The 18,699-nt window shown below is 59.3% G+C and carries 19 protein-coding genes; 12 read left to right on the forward strand and 7 right to left on the reverse strand.

The features are described from left to right. Positions 1-4 precede the first annotated feature (4 nt). Positions 5-511 carry a peptide deformylase gene (def, locus tag BK660_RS10490; protein WP_123433247.1) on the reverse strand — a complete coding sequence of 169 codons (507 nt, stop codon included), beginning with the start codon at positions 509-511 and terminating at the stop codon, positions 5-7. A gap of 168 nt (positions 512-679) precedes the next feature. Between def and BK660_RS10495 the strand changes: the two genes are divergently transcribed. The 3 genes from BK660_RS10495 (at position 680) to tsaC (ending at position 3,498) form a co-directional block, all read left to right on the forward strand. Beyond that, the gene (locus BK660_RS10495) at positions 680-1,705 is read left to right on the forward strand and encodes a LysM peptidoglycan-binding domain-containing protein (protein WP_123433248.1); all 1,026 of its coding nucleotides are present in this window, start codon (positions 680-682) and stop codon (positions 1,703-1,705) included. An 80-nt stretch (positions 1,706-1,785) separates the two neighbouring features. Further along, complete coding sequence (gene dprA / locus BK660_RS10500; RefSeq protein ID WP_123433249.1) at positions 1,786-2,886, forward strand: DNA-processing protein DprA; 1,101 nt, start codon at positions 1,786-1,788, stop codon at positions 2,884-2,886. Between the two features lie 54 nt (positions 2,887-2,940). Further along, positions 2,941-3,498 (forward strand): L-threonylcarbamoyladenylate synthase type 1 TsaC, encoded by a 558-nt coding sequence (gene tsaC, locus BK660_RS10505; RefSeq protein WP_123433250.1) that lies wholly within the window; start codon positions 2,941-2,943, stop codon positions 3,496-3,498. 142 nt (positions 3,499-3,640) lie between these two features. On the opposite strand, the gene BK660_RS10510 is transcribed toward tsaC, so the two are convergent. Beyond that, on the reverse strand, positions 3,641-4,618 hold the full coding sequence (locus BK660_RS10510; protein ID WP_123433251.1) for an NADPH:quinone reductase: 978 nt from the start codon (positions 4,616-4,618) through the stop codon (positions 3,641-3,643). Positions 4,619-4,774: 156 nt separating this feature from the next. Here BK660_RS10510 and hemF point away from each other — a divergent pair, with 156 nt between their 5' ends. Continuing rightward, positions 4,775-5,689: an oxygen-dependent coproporphyrinogen oxidase gene (hemF, locus tag BK660_RS10515; protein WP_123433252.1), complete on the forward strand. Its 915-nt coding sequence runs from the start codon at positions 4,775-4,777 to the stop codon at positions 5,687-5,689. A gap of 13 nt (positions 5,690-5,702) precedes the next feature. Then, complete coding sequence (aroE, locus tag BK660_RS10520; protein ID WP_123433253.1) at positions 5,703-6,524, forward strand: shikimate dehydrogenase; 822 nt, start codon at positions 5,703-5,705, stop codon at positions 6,522-6,524. Between the two features lie 127 nt (positions 6,525-6,651). On the opposite strand, the gene BK660_RS10525 is transcribed toward aroE, so the two are convergent. The 3 genes from BK660_RS10525 to betC form a co-directional block, all read right to left on the reverse strand. Continuing rightward, positions 6,652-8,220: a SulP family inorganic anion transporter gene (locus tag BK660_RS10525; protein WP_123433254.1), complete on the reverse strand. Its 1,569-nt coding sequence runs from the start codon at positions 8,218-8,220 to the stop codon at positions 6,652-6,654. Positions 8,221-8,464: 244 nt separating this feature from the next. After that, positions 8,465-9,385: a choline ABC transporter substrate-binding protein gene (gene choX / locus BK660_RS10530; protein WP_123433255.1), complete on the reverse strand. Its 921-nt coding sequence runs from the start codon at positions 9,383-9,385 to the stop codon at positions 8,465-8,467. 16 nt (positions 9,386-9,401) lie between these two features. Beyond that, entirely contained in the window at positions 9,402-10,916 is a 1,515-nt protein-coding gene (gene betC, locus BK660_RS10535; RefSeq protein WP_123433256.1) for a choline-sulfatase, read from the reverse strand. 114 nt (positions 10,917-11,030) lie between these two features. On the opposite strand from betC, the gene BK660_RS10540 reads away from it, so the two are divergent. Next, entirely contained in the window at positions 11,031-11,981 is a 951-nt protein-coding gene (locus tag BK660_RS10540) for a choline sulfate utilization transcriptional regulator (RefSeq protein WP_123433257.1), read from the forward strand. Here the strand turns inward: BK660_RS10540 and BK660_RS10545 are convergent. Beyond that, complete coding sequence (locus BK660_RS10545; RefSeq protein WP_123433258.1) at positions 11,978-12,640, reverse strand: NAD(P)-dependent oxidoreductase; 663 nt, start codon at positions 12,638-12,640, stop codon at positions 11,978-11,980. The two genes, BK660_RS10540 and BK660_RS10545, sit on opposite strands and share 4 nt — an antisense overlap. 84 nt (positions 12,641-12,724) lie before the next feature. Between BK660_RS10545 and BK660_RS10550 the strand changes: the two genes are divergently transcribed. Beyond that, the gene (locus BK660_RS10550; protein ID WP_123433259.1) at positions 12,725-13,051 is read left to right on the forward strand and encodes a DOPA 4,5-dioxygenase family protein; all 327 of its coding nucleotides are present in this window, start codon (positions 12,725-12,727) and stop codon (positions 13,049-13,051) included. Here the strand turns inward: BK660_RS10550 and BK660_RS10555 are convergent, their stop codons facing one another. Then, positions 13,052-13,453, reverse strand: a complete 402-nt coding sequence (locus BK660_RS10555) for a GFA family protein (protein WP_123433260.1) — start codon at positions 13,451-13,453, stop codon at positions 13,052-13,054. 361 nt (positions 13,454-13,814) lie between these two features. Here BK660_RS10555 and BK660_RS10560 point away from each other — a divergent pair, with 361 nt between their 5' ends. The 5 genes from BK660_RS10560 to BK660_RS10580 all read left to right on the forward strand — a co-directional run bounded on the left by BK660_RS10560 (position 13,815) and on the right by BK660_RS10580 (position 18,603). Next, positions 13,815-15,122 (forward strand): CitMHS family transporter, encoded by a 1,308-nt coding sequence (locus BK660_RS10560; protein ID WP_123433261.1) that lies wholly within the window; start codon positions 13,815-13,817, stop codon positions 15,120-15,122. Positions 15,123-15,206: 84 nt separating this feature from the next. Then, a complete protein-coding gene (locus tag BK660_RS10565; protein ID WP_123433262.1) occupies positions 15,207-15,974 on the forward strand; it encodes a TerC family protein in 768 nt (255 codons plus the stop codon). 311 nt (positions 15,975-16,285) lie between these two features. Then, positions 16,286-16,798 (forward strand): PAAR domain-containing protein, encoded by a 513-nt coding sequence (locus BK660_RS10570; RefSeq protein ID WP_123433263.1) that lies wholly within the window; start codon positions 16,286-16,288, stop codon positions 16,796-16,798. An 18-nt stretch (positions 16,799-16,816) separates the two neighbouring features. Beyond that, positions 16,817-17,974, forward strand: a complete 1,158-nt coding sequence (locus tag BK660_RS10575; RefSeq protein WP_123433264.1) for a DUF2515 family protein — start codon at positions 16,817-16,819, stop codon at positions 17,972-17,974. Continuing rightward, on the forward strand, positions 17,974-18,603 hold the full coding sequence (locus tag BK660_RS10580; protein ID WP_123433265.1) for a hypothetical protein: 630 nt from the start codon (positions 17,974-17,976) through the stop codon (positions 18,601-18,603). Before BK660_RS10575 ends, BK660_RS10580 begins: the two co-directional genes overlap by 1 nt. Positions 18,604-18,699: the final 96 nt, after the last annotated feature.

Here is an 18,699-nt window from a genome sequence, read left to right on the forward strand (position 1 = left end):
GGCATCAAGCGTTCTGGCGATGGAGCTTTTCCAGTTTCTTCTTGATTCGGTCGCGTTTGAGACTGGACAGGTAGTCGACGAACAATTTGCCATTCAGGTGGTCGCATTCATGCTGGATGCACACGGCGAGCAGGCCTTCGGCGATCAGTTCGTAAGGCTGGCCGTCGCGGTCCAGGGCCTTGATCCTGACCTTCTGTGGGCGATCGACGTTTTCGTAGAAGCCCGGCACCGAGAGGCAGCCTTCCTGGTATTGCTCCATCTCGTCGGTCAGGGTCTCGAACTCGGGGTTGATGAACACCCGTGGTTCGCTGCGGTCTTCGGAGAGGTCCATCACCACGATCCGTTTGTGCACGTTGACCTGGGTCGCGGCGAGGCCGATGCCTGGCGCTTCATACATTGTTTCAAACATGTCATCGACCAACTGACGCACTTCGTCGTCCACTACGGCCACAGGTTTGGCGATAGTGCGCAGGCGCGAGTCGGGAAATTCGAGGATGTCTAAAATGGCCATAAGCTTGATTGCTGCACATGTGAGGAAAGTCGGGTCGATGGCCTGGCGGGTCCGAAGATGCAGGCTACCGTTGTAAAACGTAGCTCCCTTTTCTTAGTAAAGCACGGGGAGCGAGCCACGAAGGCTCTGGCGTTTTACGCGAACGCACATAATAAAGGGATTCACCGCATGAGGAAATCACTACTCGCCTTGCTCCTTCTGGCTTCGGCCGGTGTGGCGCACGGGCAAGTGCAACTCAAGGAAGGTTTTCCACAGCAATACACAGTGGTTGCGGGGGACACGCTCTGGGACATCTCCGGTAAATACCTGCGCCAGCCGTGGCAATGGCCCGAGCTGTGGCAGGCCAATCCGCAAATCGAAAACCCCAATCTCATCTACCCTGGCGACTCGCTGGCGCTGGTCTACGTCAACGGCCAGCCGCGGCTGACCCTCAATCGCGGTGCATCGCGCGGCACGATCAAGCTTTCGCCTCGGGTGCGCAGTTCGCCGGTGGCCGAAGCGATCCCGAGCATTCCGCTGCGTTCTATCAACAGCTTTTTGCTGAGCAACCGCATCGTCGACAAGGTCGAGGATTTCAACGAGGCACCCTACATCGTCGCCGGCGATGCCGAACGCGTGCTGAGCGGCACCGGAGACCGCATCTTTGCCCGCGGTCATTTCGATCCCGATCAACCGGTTTACGGGATCTTCCGTCAGGGCAAGGTCTACACCGATCCCGAGACCAAAGAGTTTTTGGGGATCAACGCCGACGACATTGGTGGCGGCGAAATTGTCGCCACTGAAGGCGACGTCGCTACCCTCGCCTTGCAGCGTACGACCCAGGAAGTGCGCCTCGGCGACCGCTTGTTCAGCGGCGAAGAACGCTCGATCAACTCGACCTTCATGCCCAGCGCGCCGAAAAATCCGGTCAACGGGCTGATCATCGATGTGCCGCGCGGCGTGACGCAGATTGGCGCGCTGGATGTGGTCACGCTGAACAAAGGGCAGCGTGATGGCCTCGTCGAAGGCAACGTGCTGGTGGTGATGAAAACCGGCGAAACCGTTCGCGACCGGATCACTGGCCAACCGCTGAAGATCCCCGATGAGCAGGCCGGATTGCTGATGGTTTTCCGCACCTACGACAAGCTCAGCTACGGGCTGGTGCTGAACGCTTCGCGCTCGTTGGCCGTGATGGACAAGGTGCGAAATCCGTAAGCAGGCTCCACAAGTTACCAACAGAGTTATCCACAGCTTATTCCCGTTTGAACGGGGCCCATAACGATCAAGGATGATCCATGTCACTGCCTGCCATTACTCCGGTTTCCCCTGCGGAACTGGAAGCTCGTTTACGTTTGCACCGTTTGCCGGAACTCGGCCCGGCGCGTTTCAAGAAGCTGCTTGAAGCCTTCGGCTCGGCGTCCAAAGCCATCAGTGCGCCGGCCAGTGCCTGGCGTTCGCTGGGCTTGCCGTTGGCGTGCGCCGAGGCTCGCCGGGCCGATGATGTGCGTGATGGCGCCAGCCACGCATTGGCCTGGCTAGAGCGTCCGGGCCAGCATTTACTGATGTGGGACCAGCCTGACTACCCGGCGCTGCTGGCGGAAATCAGCGACGCACCGCCGCTATTGTTCGTGGCGGGCGATCCGGGAATTCTGGAAAAGCCGCAGCTGGCGATGGTTGGCAGTCGCCGCGCTTCACGGCCGGGCATGGACACCGCTGCCGCATTTTCCCGCAGTCTGGCGGGCGCCGGTTTCGTCATCACCAGCGGTCTGGCACTGGGCATTGATGCGGCCGCGCATCAAGCCGCACTGGATGTGGGCGGGCGAACGGTCGGTGTACTTGGCACGGGACTTGAAAAGTTTTATCCACAGCGCAATCGTCGACTGGCCGACGCCATGATTGCGTCGGGCAGTGCGGTGCTTTCGGAGTTCCCGCTGGACGCCGGCCCCACCGCCAGCAACTTCCCCCGGCGCAATCGAATCATCAGCGGTTTGTCGCTTGGTGTGCTGGTGGTCGAGGCGAGTGTGGCGAGTGGTTCGTTGATCACCGCGAGGCTGGCGGCGGAGCAAGGTCGGGAGGTGTATGCGATTCCTGGATCGATCCATCACCCTGGCGCCAAGGGCTGTCATCAGTTGATCCGCGACGGCGCGATGCTGGTGGAGACCATCGAACATATCCTCGAAGCCTTGCGCGGCTGGCGACAGTTGCCGTTGTACAGCGAAGCTACTTCGGTGACCCATCCATTGCTCATGCTGTTACACGCGGCCCCGCACACCAGTGAAGCGTTGTCCGTCACCAGCGGCTGGGCCCTGCCCAAAGTGCTGGCCGCGTTGACCGAGCTGGAAATGGATGGCCGCGCCGTTTGCGAAAGCGGGCGCTGGTTTGCGCGGGTGAGCTAGGTTTTATAAGGAAGATCGGTAAACTGCGCAGAGCCTTTTTCCGGAGAGTTTTTCATGGTCAACAGTTGGCGTGTGCAGCAAGCCGCGCAAGCCGTTCGCGCAGGGGCGGTGATTGCCTATCCAACCGAAGCGGTCTGGGGGCTGGGTTGCGACCCGTGGGACGAAGAGGCGGTTGAGCGTCTGTTGATGCTCAAGGGCCGGAATGTGGGCAAGGGGCTGATTCTGGTTGCCGACAATATCCGGCAGTTCGACTTCCTCTTCGAAGACTTCCCGGAACTGTGGATGGACCGCATGGCCTGTACCTGGCCGGGACCGAACACCTGGCTGGTGCCGCATCAGAACCTGTTGCCGCAGTGGATCACCGGGGTGCATGAAACCGTGGCGTTGCGGGTCAGCGATCATCCGCTGGTGCGCGATTTGTGCGCGATTGTCGGGCCGCTGGTGTCGACCTCGGCCAATCCGCAGGGACGGCCGGCGGCGCGCACGCGGATTCGCGTGGAGCAGTATTTCCGTGGGCAGCTGGATCTGGTGTTGGGCGGGAACCTGGGGGGGCGCAAGAATCCGAGCGTTATCCGGGATCTGGCGACCGGCCACGTTGTGCGTCAGGGCTGATACCCAGCAGACCTGTGGCGAGGGAGCTTGCTCCCGCTGGGCTGCGAAGCGGCCCCGCTTTTCTTCTGGAGGAAAGGGGACTGCTGCGCAGTCCAACGGGGCGATGCGGCGTTCCGACAAGCCCCCTCGCCACAGGTCGGTGTTATGGCAACAAAACAGTCGAGCCAGTCGTGCGTCGTGCCGACAACTCGGTCTGCGCCTTCGCCGCATCAGCCAGCGGATACGTGTGACTGATGTCCACGTTCAACTTCCCGCTGATGATCATCTCAAACAACTCATCCGCCATCCGCTGCAGGTTCTCGGCATTGTTGGCGTAAGTCCCGAGCGTCGGCCGGGTCACGTACAGCGAACCCTTCGCCGCCAGTATCCCCAGGTTCACCCCATCCACTGCACCGGACGCATTACCAAAGCTCACCACCAACCCGCGGGGCGCTACGCTATCGAGCGACGTCAGCCACGTGTCCTTGCCTACGCCGTCGTACACCACCGGTACCTTTTTCCCGTCGGTCAATTCCAGTACGCGTTGTGCGACGTTTTCATGGCTGTAGTCGATGGTCGCCCAGGCACCGTTGGCCTTGGCCAGTGCGGCTTTCTCCGGCGAGCTGACCGTGCCGATCAACTTCACGCCCAGCGCCCTGGCCCATTGGCAGGCCAGCGAACCGACACCCCCGGCAGCGGCGTGGAACAGCACGGTTTCGCCACCCTTGAGTTCATAAGTCTGACGCAGCAGGTACTGCACCGTCAGGCCCTTGAGCATCACCCCGGCCGCCGTTTCGAAGCTGATCGCCTCCGGCAGCAGCACCAGATTGGCCTCGGGCAACACGTGAACGTCGCTGTAGGCGCCTAACGGACCGCTGCCGTAAGCCACGCGATCACCGACCTTGAAGCGGGTCACTTCGCTGCCCACTGCTTCGACGATGCCCGCACCTTCCGAACCCAGGCCCGACGGCAGGGCGGGTGGTGGATAGAGGCCGCTGCGGTAATAGGTGTCGATGAAGTTCAGGCCGATGGCCTTGTTGGCGACGCGGACTTGTTGCGGGCCGGGCTCGGCGGGTTGGTACTCGACGTACTCGAGCACTTCGGGGCCGCCATGGGCGCGGAACTGGATTCGCTTTGCCATCAGAACTCTCCTTAGGTCATTTGCCAAGCGCCCTATCGGACTCCTAACCCTGATCTTCGTCAACTGCGGTGAAGCAAGGTGCGGTGTTATCCTACGCAGCAATTTGCCGCCGGCCATTGATGCGCCGCGCAGCTTTGCCCGATTCAAGGTGATGACATGACAACCCGCACCGAGGCCGTAAAAGCCTATCTGCTCGACCTGCAAGACCGTATTTGCGCGGCCCTCGAAGCTGAAGACGGCGGCACACCCTTCGTCGAAGACGCCTGGATCCGGCCTGCCGGTGGTGGCGGTCGCACGCGAGTGATCGAAAACGGCACGGTCATCGAAAAGGGCGGCGTTAACTTTTCCCACGTCTTTGGCAGCGGTCTCCCACCGTCCGCCAGTGCCCATCGGCCAGAATTGGCCGGCCGTGGCTTCGAAGCCCTTGGCGTGTCGCTGGTGATTCACCCGCACAACCCGCATGTACCAACTTCCCACGCCAATGTGCGCTTTTTCATCGCTGAAAAAGAAGGTGAAGAACCGGTCTGGTGGTTCGGCGGCGGTTTCGACCTGACCCCTTATTACGGCAATGAAGCAGACTGCGTGCACTGGCACCGCGTCGCCGAGCAGGCCTGTGCGCCGTTCGGTCCGGACGTCTATTCGCGCTACAAAGCCTGGTGCGACAGCTATTTCCACATCAAGCACCGCCACGAGCCGCGCGGCATCGGCGGCCTGTTCTTCGATGATTTGAACGAGTGGGACTTCGACACCAGTTTCGCCTTCATGCGCGCCATCGGCGACGCGTACATCGACGCTTACCTGCCGATCGTGCAACGCCGCAAAAATGATGCGTTCACCGCCAAGCAGCGCGAATTCCAGGAATTCCGTCGTGGCCGTTACGTCGAGTTCAACCTGGTCTACGACCGTGGCACCTTGTTCGGCCTGCAATCGGGCGGGCGTACCGAGTCGATCCTGATGTCGCTGCCGCCGCAAGTGCGCTGGAGCTATGACTGGAAAGCCGAACCGGGCAGTGAAGAAGCGCGCCTGACCGAGTATTTCCTGCAAGACCGCGATTGGTTGGCCGAGGCCTGAACGAGGAGTTCTGATGGACCGTTACGTCGTATTCGGTAACCCGATTGGCCACAGCAAGTCACCGCTGATCCACCGCTTGTTCGCCGAGCAAACGGCTCAGCAACTGGACTACAGCACCTCACTGGCGCCGCTCGACGATTTTTCCGACTTCGCCCGGGCGTTTTTCCGCGAAGGTCGCGGCGCCAATGTGACGGTGCCGTTCAAGGAGGACGCCTTCCGCCTGGCCGACAGCCTGACGGAACGTGCGCAACGAGCTGGCGCGGTGAATACCTTAAGCAAACTCGCCGATGGCAGCCTGCTGGGAGATAACACCGACGGCGCCGGGCTGGTGCGGGACCTGACGGTCAACGCCGGTTTCAGCCTCAAGGGCAAACGCATCCTGCTGCTCGGCGCGGGCGGCGCGGTGCGTGGTGCACTGGAACCGCTGCTGGCCGAGCAACCGGCCTCGGTGATCATCGCCAACCGCACGGTGGAAAAAGCCGAGCTGCTGGCGGAGTTGTTCTCGGACCTGGGGCCGGTGTCGGCCAGCGGTTTCGATTGGCTGAAGGAATCGGTGGACCTGATCATCAACGCAACATCGGCGAGCCTGTCCGGTGATGTGCCGCCGATTGCCGGCAGCTTGATCGAGCCGGGCAAGACCGTTTGCTACGACATGATGTATGGCAAGGAACCGACTTCGTTCTGTCGCTGGGCCACGGAACATGGCGCGGCGGTGTCGATGGATGGTTTGGGCATGCTCGCGGAGCAGGCGGCGGAAGCGTTTTTCCTGTGGCGCGGTGTGCGTCCGGATACAGCGCCGGTGCTGGCCGAACTCCGCCGGCAATTAGCGCTGTAGGCTTTTGTGGCGAGGGGGCTTGCCCCCGTTCGGCCGCGAAGCGGTCGTGCCCTTTTTGGGGACGGCTTCGCCCTCCAACGGGGGCAAGCCCCCTCGCCGCAGGTTATGCGGTAGTCAGTCCAGGCAATCAGTCTTCAAACCGGATCGGGCACTTCTCCGCCCCTTCCAGCTTCCTCAACTCCTCCACCACCTGCGGCCGCGCGCGGCGCAGCGTCAGGCTGCGATCCTGCTTCAGCAGTCGCCGCGCTTCCTGATGCAACATTTCCACCCCTGAATAATCGATGAAGTTGATCTGCTGCGCCTCGATCACCACGCGCACGCCGTGCAGGCGTTGCAGGCGCACTTGCAGGTAATGGCTGGCGCCGAAGAAGATCGAACCACCCACCCGCAGAATGTCTTCATCCCCTTCGCGAGAATGCTGAACCCGCGGTTGCGAGGTGCGTTTGAGGTAGAAGAACAACGAAGCGAGCACCCCGGCATAAATCGCCGTCTGCAACTCCAGCAGCAGCGTCGCGACACAGGTCAGCGCCATCACCACGAATTCCGCGCGACTGACGCGCAACAGCGCACGAATCCCGCGATGGTCCACCAGACCCCAGGCGATCAGCAGGATGCTGCCGGCCATGGCCGGGATCGGGATGTGAGCGATCAACCCGGCGCCGAAAATCGCGAACAGCGCCACCCACACGGCCGAGAACACCCCGGCCATCGGTGAGCAGGCGCCGGCTTCATAACTCAAACCCGAACGTGTGAAGGACCCGGCAGACAGCGAACCGGAAAAAAACGCCCCGATGATGTTCGACAGGCCTTGGGCGCGGACTTCCTGATTCGCGTCGAGCAATTGCTGCGAGCGGGCCGACAACGAGCGGGCAATCGACAGGCTGGTCACCAGCCCTAGCATGCCCACCGCCACCGCACTCGGCAGCAGACGCAGGATCAGGTCCAGATCCAGCGGCACCGGGCTGAACGGCGGCAAGCGTCCGACGAAGGCGCTGACCAACTTCACATGGCCGAACATCGCTGGCCACAGCCACACCATCAGCCCGGCGAGTACCAGCGTGATCAACAGGGTAGGCCAGCGCGGCAGCAACATCTTCAGCACCACGCCGACGACGACCGTCGCCAGCCCCAGCACCAACGACGGTTTATCCAAAGCGCCGAGGTGCTTGAACAACATCAGGAAGCTGTCCAGCGCCGTGGCCTGGCTGGGCAAATCCAACCCCAGCAAGTTCGGCAATTGCCCGATGGCAATCACCACCGCCGCACCGAGGGTGAAACCCAGCACCACCGAATGCGAGACGAAATTCACCAGGGCACCGAACCGCAGCATGCCGAGCAACCATTGGAAAATTCCGGCCAGCAGCGTCAGCAGCAGGATCAGCGTGATGTAGTCCTGTGACGCGGGGACGGCCAGCGGACTGACGCTGGCGAACAGGACAATGGAGATCGCCGCCGTAGGACCGCAGATCAAATGCCACGACGAACCCCACAGGCAGGCGATCAACACCGGGATGATCGCGGCGTATAAGCCGTATTCCGGTGGGAGACCGGCGATCAGCGCGTAGGCAATGGACTGCGGCAACGCGAGAATCGCCCCGCTGAGGCCGACGATCAGGTCACGCCCGACGCTGGCGCGGGTTTGCCGGGGCAACCAACTGAGGAAGGGGAAGAGTGAATGGCGGCTGGGGAAGGCCATGGGTCCTCTCGGGTGGGGTTTTGGCGCAAGGGTAGCAGGGTCACGCAATCATTGTGGTCAGGGGAGCTTGCTGTGGTGAGGATTGGCTTTTTGTGGTGAGGGGGCTTGCCCCCGTTGGACGGCGCAGCCGTCCCAAATCAGCAGCCACTGCTTGTCAGATAAACCGCATGCAATGGTTAAACGATTGCTTTGCAATCGAACGGGGGCAAGCCCCCTCGCCACAAAAGCCCCCACACACATTGGCTTAGAGTTTGGCTTTGACTGCCGGCAACGCGTCCTTGCCATCCGCTGTCTTCACGCCGTCCAGCCACTTATCCAGCACTGCCGGATTGGCCTTGATCCACGCCTTGGCCGCGTCCGCATTGCTGACTTTCTTGTTCACCACCTCGGCCATGATGCTGTTCTCCATGTCCTGGGTGAAGCTCAGGTTGGTCAGCAGCTTGCCCACGTTCGGGCAGGCTTCGGCGTAGCCCTTGCGGGTCAGGGTGTGCACGCTGCCGGTGTCACCGAAGTACTTCTCGCCGCCCTTCAGGTAATGCATTTTCAGCTGCACGTTCATCGGGTGCGGGGTCCAGCCGAGGAAGGTGACGAATTTCTGTTTCTTCACCGCGCGAGACACTTCGGCCAGCATCGCCTGCTCGCTGGACTCGACCAGTTTCCACTGGCCCATGTCGAAGTCGTTCTTCTTGATGATTTCCTGCAACGAGATGTTCGCTGGCGCGCCCGAGCCAATGCCATAGATCTTCTTGTCGAACTTGTCGGCGAATTTGTTCAGGTCGGCAAAGTTATGCACACCCGCGTCCCACACGTAGTCCGGAACGGCGAGGGTGAACTCGGTGCCGTCGAGGTTCTTCGCCAACTGCGTGACATCGCCGGTGGCCACGAACTTGTCGTAGAAGCCCTGCTGCGCCGGCATCCAGTTACCCAGGAATACGTCGACCTGGCCATCCTTCAACCCGCCGAAGGTAATCGGCACCGCGAGGGTGTCGACCTTGGCCTTGTAGCCCATGCCATCCAGCAGAAACCCGGTGATGGCGTTGGTCGCGGCAATGTCGCTCCAGCCAGGGTCGGCCATTTTCACCGTCTCGCAGCTTTGATCGGCAAAGGCCGATGCGCTGCCCAGAGCCAAAAGCCCGACCGTCAGTACTGTGGATAACTTTTGCATGGACTTCCCCTTAACATTATTGGTTTTGGCAGGGTTGTGGATAACGTGCTTTGCGCTCCAGATCATCGAGGTCGATGTGGTTGCGCATGTACTGCTGACTGGCGTCCACCAGCGGCTGGTGATCCCAGCTCTTCAGCTTGCCGATGGTCAACGCCTCGGCAACGAAACGTCGGCGCCGCTGGCTGGCGAGCACTTGTTGGTGAATCGCCGGAATATTCCATTTTGAGCGCGCTTCGGTCAGAAACTCTTCGAAAAGTGCCTGATGTTGCGGCGATTGGCTAAGTTCTTCCAACTCGCGCGGGTCGTTATGTACATCGAAAAGAAGGCAAGGGTCGTCTTCGCTGTAGATGAATTTGTAAGCGCCGCGACGGATCATCATCAACGGACTGATAGTGCCTTCGGCCATGTATTCGCCGAACACTTCGTCGTGACCGCCCTGCCCTTGCAGGTGCGAAACCAGTGAGCGGCCGTCCAGCGGCAAGCCAGGCTCCAGCGAGCCACCGGCGAGTTCCACGAAGGTCGGCAGCAGGTCGGCGGTGGACACTGCGGCGCTGACCCGCCCTGCCCCGAACTGCCCCGGCGCACTGATCAACAGGGGCACACGCGCAGCCATTTCGTACCAGTGCATTTTGTACCAGAGGCCGCGCTCGCCCAGCATGTCGCCATGGTCGCCGGAAAATACGATGATGGTGTCGTCGATCAGACCGGTTTCCTCAAGCGTTTGCAGGAGTTTGCCGACGTTGCTGTCTATATAGCTGCACGCACCGAAGTAGGCGCGGCGTGCATCGCGAATCTTATCCACAGGCAACGGTTTATCCCACAGGTCGTAAACTTTGAGCAAACGCTGGGAATGCGGATCGAGTTCAGTCTGTGCCGGGGTTTCAGGCAACGGAATGTCGGCATCGTCGTACATGTCCCAGAAAGCCTTGGGGATCGTGTACGGATCGTGGGGGTGTGTCATCGAAACGGTCAGGCAAAACGGTTGATCGCCGTCTTCGCGGATGTGATCGAACAAGTATTGCTGGGCCTTGAACACCACCTCCTCGTCGAAATCCAGCTGATTGGTACGCACGCACGGCCCCGCTTGCAGCACCGATGACATGTTGTGGTACCAGGTCGGACGCACATCCGGCTCGTCCCAATTCACGGCCCAACCATAGTCGGCCGGGTAGATGTCGCTGGTCAGGCGCTCTTCATAACCGTGCAGTTGGTCCGGGCCGCAGAAGTGCATTTTGCCGGATAGCGCGGTGCGGTAGCCGAGTCGGCGCAGGTAGTGGGCGTAGGTCGGCACGTCGGCGGGGAAATCGGCCGCGTTGTCGTACGCGCCAATCTTGCTCGGCAATTGACCGCTGACCAGGGTAAAACGCGACGGCGCGCACAACGGGCTGTTGCAATAAGCGGCGTCGAACACCACGCCTTCGGCGGCGAGGCGGCTCAAATTCGGCAGTTTGATCGGCGAAGGACCGTAGAACGGCAACATTGGCGCGGCCATTTGATCGGCCATGATGAAAAGAATGTTCTTGCGCTTCATGTGATCGCGGCATTCCATAGTGAATATTTATGCGAGAGTGCTGCGACCGAGCATGTTACCCATGCACTTTGCGGTAAAGCCCATGCCAGGCAATGACTAGGATTAGCCCAGCTTATGTATGACGCCCTTGGTGATTTGTCGCTCGATCTGCTGCGTGCCTTTGAAGCCGCCGCCCGTCATCGCAGTTTTACCGCGGCGGCGGTGGAGCTCGGCACTACGCAGCCGGCGGTCAGCCAGCAGATCAAGCGGTTGGAAGAGCAACTCGCATCGCGGCTATTTGACCGTATTTATCGCGGGATCGAATTGACCGAAGCCGGAACGATTCTTTTTGAGCAGGTTCAGCTCGGTTTGCAGAATATAGATGCAGGATTGAGTGCGATCAGCGCACAGCAGCAACATGAGGTGCTGCAAGTCGCGACTGATTTCGCCTTCGCCGCCTATTGGCTGATGCCGCGTCTGCACCGCTTTCACCAGGCCAATCCACACGTGGATGTCAGCCTGGTCACCAGCGAGCGCAATCACAACATGCTGCGCACCGATATCGATGTGGCGGTGTTGTTCGGTGACGGACGTTTCAAGCAGGGTGAAAGCCATTGGCTGTTCAGCGAAGAAGTGTTTCCGGTGTGCAGCCCGCTGTTGCTCAAGGACCGTTCCCTGCCCTTGCCAGCCCAGTCGTTACTGGAGTTTCCGTTGCTGCATCTAAGGGGCGAAAACAGCAGTAACTGGTTCGACTGGAGCGGCGTGTTTCGTGAGTTGGGGATAACGTCGGCGCCCGCACCGGGGCAGCTGCGATTCGACAATTACACGCTATTGATTCAAGCAGCGATTGGCGGACAAGGCGTTGCGATTGGCTGGCGGCACCTTGTGGATAACTTGCTGGCGCAAGACTTGTTGTGTCGGCCGATTGCCGAGACGGTTATTTCCAGGCTGGGATATTACGTAGTCCTGCCACAACGCAAACGGCGCGGGGTATTGATTCAACAGTTTGTGGACTGGTTGATGGAGGAACAGGCCAATAGCGCGCAATCGCTCAATGGCCTGCCGTTACCTTCTATTGCAGTTTAGGGTTCAGCGGCGATGAAATTCACGTGCTCGCCAACGTGCAGGTTCAGATGCAGTTCATCGGCGATTCCTACGGCCACGCGGTTCAACCGTTGAAGGGGTTCAGCCAGCCCCGATTCAAGGCTGTCGCTGACATGGCTGAAGTGCTCGATCGTCAGGCCGGATACACCGCGAGGTCCATTGACCAACGTCCAGTGCAAGCTACTGTTTTGCAGCGCTTCGCGGATTTCTTCGGCGGCGTGGCGTTGCAATCGATCTTCTATTTCCGGATCGTCCAGCAATTCAAAATCACCCACCAGAAACAGCCGCGTAATGCCCGCCGCTTGCATGCCTTCAATCAACGCATCCACGGCCAGTACTTGCTCGACCGGGCCCGGCACGATGGTTTTTTCAATGTATTCGCTGTTGAACGGTAAGCCTGGCGCGTCCAGTAAGCAGATGACCGCCGAACACCCAGCCACACTTTGTTTAACGCGCTCCGCTTCAAACAGGTCGCCGGTTTTTGTTCGCAAGCCAGGGCGTGGCGCCAGGGCGGTGAGGTCGTCCAGAATGGCGATAACTTCATGTTGGCGCCGCAGCATTTCAGCCATCAGCGCACTGCCCAGGCTGCTCATGGCACCATAAAGCACCACTTTCACGACGGGAGTTTCGGCATTTTTCATGGCTGAGGTTCCTTGTTTCCTACGTATATGGCGTGTGACCTGTAGGAAACGGTGAGGGTTCGACCGGGTTTCAGAGGGATTCAGATGCAGCAGATCAAGGGCTATCACGCCCATGTGTATTTCGACGCCAGCACCATCGATCAGGCGCGAGCGTTGTGTGAACAAGCGGCAAAGCTGTTTGGTCTGAAGATGGGCCGCGTACACGAACGCCCTGTCGGCCCGCACCCGGACTGGAGCTGCCAATTGGCTTTCGCGCCCGAACTCATCGGTGAAGTGCTGCCGTGGCTGGCACTCAACCGTAAGGGCCTGGTGGTGTTCCTGCACCCGGACACGGGCGATGACTTGCTCGACCATACCGAGCACGCGATCTGGATGGGCGCAATCCGGCCACTGGACCTGTCTATTTTCTGATCAGAGCGTTTCTTCTGCTTCGCCGGGCAAGTGTTCGTCCAGGTGCAGCCAGGGCAAGCGGCTGTCGGTCCATATATGCCGCTCGGCCGGTGCCAGTTCCGGATGGTCGAAGGTGGCGATGGTGACGTCGATGCTCTCGGGACTGAGAGGGTTCATGAACGTCAGTTGCGCCCCACAGTTCGGGCAGAAATTGCGCACGCCGGTTGAGGAAGATTCGTACTGCGCGGGTGTGCCTTTGGTCCATTGAAAAGCTGACGCGGGCACGGTGATCCAGGTGGTGACGATCCCGCCGCTGACCCGTCGGCAAATCGAGCAATGACAGTGGGCAATGTCGTGCAGCGGGCCACTGAATTGATAGCGCAGATGTCCGCAGTGGCAGCCGCCGGTGTGGATGTTGGCCATGCTGTTTCCTCCTGTTGTCTATGTGCTGACCCCTTCGACTTGCTCGCGAAGGCCTCAACTCGGTCCATCTGGATAAACCGGTCCGACGACCGGTCTCCCATCCGCTCAATGCTTTCACCGGCGAAAGCTGGCTGAAAGCTTCCCCGATTAGGATCGCCCCCACTGCCGGCAACAGACCGGTTGGCCAAATGAGTGTTCTATCTCTCGCACGGCCCATTTAACAACAACAATGGTGATCCTGATGTCCTTTGCTACCCGCCGCTTCGCTGTCACTCCGCCCGTACGCCTCGTGCTTCCCGTTCTGCGCTGACCCAACCGGTTCGCCCATTTCCCCTAGCCGCGCTACGCCTGGAGTATTCCCATGCTGACTTTCCTTGGCTTCGCCATGGTCATCACGTTCATGTTCCTGATCATGACCAAGCGCCTGTCCGCGCTGATCGCCTTGATCATCATCCCGATCATCTTTGCCCTGTTCGGCGGTTTTGCGCCGAAGATCGGTCCGATGATGCTCGAAGGCATCACCAAGCTTGCGCCGACCGGCGTGATGCTGATGTTCGCCATTCTGTACTTCGCCCTGATGATCGACTCCGGCCTGTTTGACCCGGCCGTGCGCAAGATCCTCAAACTGGTCAAGGGCGACCCGCTGAAAGTTTCGGTCGGCACCGCCGTACTGGCGCTCGTCGTTTCCCTCGATGGGGACGGCGCGACCACTTATATGATCTGCGTGGCCGCCATGCTGCCGCTCTACAGCCGCATCGGCATGAGCCCGCGGATCATGGCCGGCCTGATCATCCTCGCCGGTGGCGTGATGAACATGACCCCATGGGGTGGCCCGACCGCTCGTGCGGCCAGCGCCCTGCATGTCGACCCGTCCGACATTTTCGTGCCGATGATTCCGGCGATGCTGGCCGGTGTGGTGGCGATCCTGGCGATTGCCTATTTCTACGGTAAACGCGAGCGTGCGCGCCTGGGTGAATTGCACCTGGCTGGCGATGAAATCGACCACAGTGAAATCAGCGTTTCGCAGTTCCCTGATGCCCGTCGTCCGAAGCTGATCTGGTTCAACGGTTTGCTGACCCTGGCCCTGATGTGCACCCTGATCGCCGGCCTGTTGCCGCTGCCGGTGCTGTTCATGGTGGCGTTCAGTATCGCGATGATCGTCAACTATCCTTGCCTGCAAATGCAGAAGGACCGCGTTGCGGCTCACGCCGGTAGTGTGTTGTCGGTGGTCGGCCTGATCTTCGCTGCGGGCATCTTCACCGGTATCCTGTCCGGCACCGGCATGGTCGACGCGATGTCCAAAAGCCTGCTGGGGGTCATCCCGGATTTCCTCGGGCCGTACCTGGCCGTGATCACCGCGCTGGTGAGCATGCCGTTCACGTTTTTCATGTCGAACGACGCATTTTATTACGGCGTGTTACCAGTACTTGCCGAAGCCGCCAGTCATTACGGTATAACCGCAGTTGAAATGGCACGTGCCTCGATCGTCGGTCAGCCCGTCCACTTGCTGAGCCCGCTGGTACCATCGACCTATTTGTTGGTGGCCCTGGCCGGTATTGAATTCGGTGACCATCAGCGCTTTACCCTGAAATGGGCCGTGCTGGTGTGCATGTGCATACTGGTTGCAGCGTTGCTGATGGGGATTTTTCCGCTGTTCAGCACTCTATAACCAAAGACTCACCATGACGGGTCCGGTCTTCGCGGTTCGAAGCCCGGGCCTTTCGTGGTTTAACACATCCTCAAAGGAATACACATGGAATGGCTGACCAACCCTGAAATCTGGGTTGCCTTCTTTACCCTGACCGCCCTGGAAATCGTCCTGGGTATCGATAACATCATCATGATTTCGATCCTGGTCAGCCGCATGCCCAAGCACATGCAGGCGCGCACCCGGATTTTCGGTCTGGCCCTGGCCATGGTCACGCGGATCCTGTTGCTGCTGTCGATCACTTGGGTCATGCGCCTCACGGCCGACCTGTTCGAGGTGTTCGGCCAGGGCATTTCCGGGCGAGACCTGATCCTGTTCTTCGGTGGTCTGTTCCTGCTGTGGAAGAGCTCGCAAGAGATGTACCACGCGCTGGAAGGTGAAGACGAAACCAACGAAGAGCCGAGCGGCAAGGGTGGCAACTTCCTCTACACCATCATTCAGATCGCGATCATCGACATCGTGTTCTCGCTGGACTCGGTGATCACCGCCGTCGGCATGGTTTCTCACGTTCCGGTCATGGTCGCCGCGATCGTCGTGGCCGTGCTGGTGATGATGTGGGCGTCCGGCACCATCAGCGAGTTCATCGACAAGCACCCGTCGCTGAAGATGCTGGCGCTGTCGTTCCTGCTGATCGTCGGTACCGTGCTGATTGCCGAATCCCTGGACGTGCACGTGCCAAAAGGCTACGTCTACTTCGCCATGGCGTTCTCGCTGGCGGTTGAAGCGATCAACATCAAGATGCGCACTGCCATCGCGAAAAAGAAGAAACAGCAAGATCCGGTGAAACTGCGCAAGGACATTCCGGGGCAATAACCCCGGCGTCACCACAAAACCTGTGGGAGCGGGCTTGCTCGCGAAGGCGGAGTATCAGTCGACATCAATGTTGCCTGACCCTCCGTCTTCGCGAGCAAGCCCGCTCCCACATTTGTTTTGCGCAAGGCTTAGGGGTAAGTGGTTGACTTGAGGATCGAGATTATCCAGCACTCGACTCACCGCCAATTCCCCGCACGGGAGCATTTAAGCGTTTTCCTACAGCCATCCCGTGCAGTGCTTGATACGGTCGCACTCCAAGGTTGACGCGCAGTCCCCCGGTGGGTAGCGTCCCCCGCTCGCCTCAAACGACAATGACAAGGAATGCATATGTCTGGAAACCGGCTGCACGCGTCACGGACCCGACCACTTGCCCGATTCCGGGCCATGGCACCAACCCCATCGCCAGCGGCTCCCCCGATGTGTTTTTCAATGGCCTCGCCGCCGCGAGAGTCAGCGACACATGCACGTGCGGCCAGACGCTCAGCGGTGGCTTCTCCTCCACGGTGTTCATCAACGGCCTGAACGCCATGACCCTCGATGGCACCACGAGCCACGGCGGCGTAATAATCGGCGGCTCTGGCAACGTCATCATCGGCAGCACCCACACCCCTGCGCCGTTCATTCCACCCCTGCCGATCATTGGCCAGCCCGTTGTGGAATTCAAAGCCGTCAGCGCCGGCAATGGCGAACCGATTTCCGAACAACGCTACGAAATCGAAACCGCCGAAGGCCGCATCGTCAAAGGCCTGACCAACGCCTTGGGCGTGACCCAAAGTGTCGCCACGCTAAAACCCGATCTCGCCGTCGTCCGCTGGACCGTCTAAGCCTCAAGGAAGAATCAAATGACCGGACAATGCATCGCCCCAGACGACCTGGACATGAAAAAACTCTGGGACAGCACCTGCGAACTGCCCGCCTGCAAACGCGAAACCACCACGGCCGGCCCCAACCCCAAGACCCGCGTCGAAGTGCCGTTACTGACCTGCAACTGCCTGTGGCGCCGGTTTCAGAAAGAAGCCGAAGAATGGGTCGCTCCGGGTGGCGTACTGATCGCCGACCCACAAGCACGTAACCGCAAGATCAACGCCGCGTATGCGCAGTTGTGGCTGGCAGATAATCGGTTTCAGTGGGCGGGGTTGGCGGCGTTTGCTTCGAAGCAGGTGGGCTGTGGGTTGATTCATGCCACCAAACTGCAGACTGCTATTGCCGCGCAAAAGGCTGCGCAAGAGAAGCTTAGGACCGGTAAGTCGGAAACTATTTTCGAAGGGTTCGGGTTCAAGCTCAGCAAGACTGATCCTGAAGTGGAGAAGGAAGTAGAACGAGCGCGGGCGGCCAACCCAATGCCCACTGAAGACATCACCTTTGGCGATAACACTCGGTCAGTGGTCCAGCAGCAGTTGGACTATGTGTATGAAATGCTGGCGCTGGGCAATACCTCACTGTTTCTGGATGTTTATCCGTTGCATCGGTTTTTTATGGTGCGGGGCTTTAAAGAAATGGAGAAGTGTTTGAAGAGCCGGCGGGGAATTGTGAAAGACGTGATGTGGCCGATTGCGGGGAAGGTGGAGTTTGGTGCTGATACACCAGAGATTTACGCAACATTTAAAGCCATCGACCAAGGAAACATCGCAGGCAGCGTTGAGCAAATGGCGGGTCATGAACAACTTAATATCCTGCAACCGGCAATGTACGATGAAACTCATTTCGCCATGCTCATGCGGGGTACTCATGGCGGCGACGTCATTTCGGTCTTAACGGGTTTATTACCGGGGGCGGCAGAAGAAATTCAGCTGACTCTGGCTAGTCAATGCAAAGCTCCTGATGATAGGAAGGTCGTTTTCGGTAGTAATCCGCTTGCCAACCTCGCCGATAAAAATCAACGAATGAAGTTTGTCTTACGTGCAGCCACTCAGTTTGATGCGTTGCTTAAAATACCCGCCTCTCGCGCGAAGTTAGAGCAATCGATCAATGAGATCGCTGGTGGCGGAGGCGTCAAGTGATGCGGAAGCAGATTTTCTACGTTGCGGCTGCCGTCATCCTGATAGCGACCGCTTTGATTATTTATATCAGCCGTGGCCCGGAACAAATATCCTTTCATATTGGAAAAAATTACGACGATGTTGTGCGTGATTCGACATTTCCTGTAGAGCGCGAAACGGCTGTATATCCGAGCGAGCCACCTCACCCAAGCTCCACTTGGATCAGTTCCCCAGTAATCATCACCTTCGATGACAAGCAGCACGGGTTCACATTGCCAGCTACTAAGTTCGGTGCAATTGGTTGGTCCGAATTCAAAGCGATAACTTTGTCTACATCGCCGATGCTGGAAACGTTGCCGTTCGAACAAGCAATAGAGCTCCTTGGTGAACTACAAAAAACGTTGAAACAGGCCGGGTGGGTTCCAGAAACGGCGGAGGGAAATGACTGGCTCAAGACAGAAAACCAGAAGGATAAAGCGCTTCTTCAAGCCAAACTCTTTGATCAAATGGACGGCGTCATCCTGTTGATCCCGCACAAGTACAGCTTGATCCTTCATATCAAATGCTACGCCCGCTGCGATGAGCGAAACTCTGAGACAGCCAAGTATCTGATCGACGTAGGACTGGGTGAGGATCATTTCAGTGACTGAGTTCCCTATCTGAGAGGAGCTCAACCCACATTGGGGCTGACTGCAAAACCGCCATGGCGAGCAGGCTGGCTCTCACAAGGAAGGCGCGATTTTCAT

Origin of the sequence: Pseudomonas brassicacearum, from assembly GCF_003732265.1 — a bacterium.
GTDB classification, from domain to species: Bacteria; Pseudomonadota; Gammaproteobacteria; order Pseudomonadales; family Pseudomonadaceae; genus Aquipseudomonas; species Aquipseudomonas brassicacearum_D.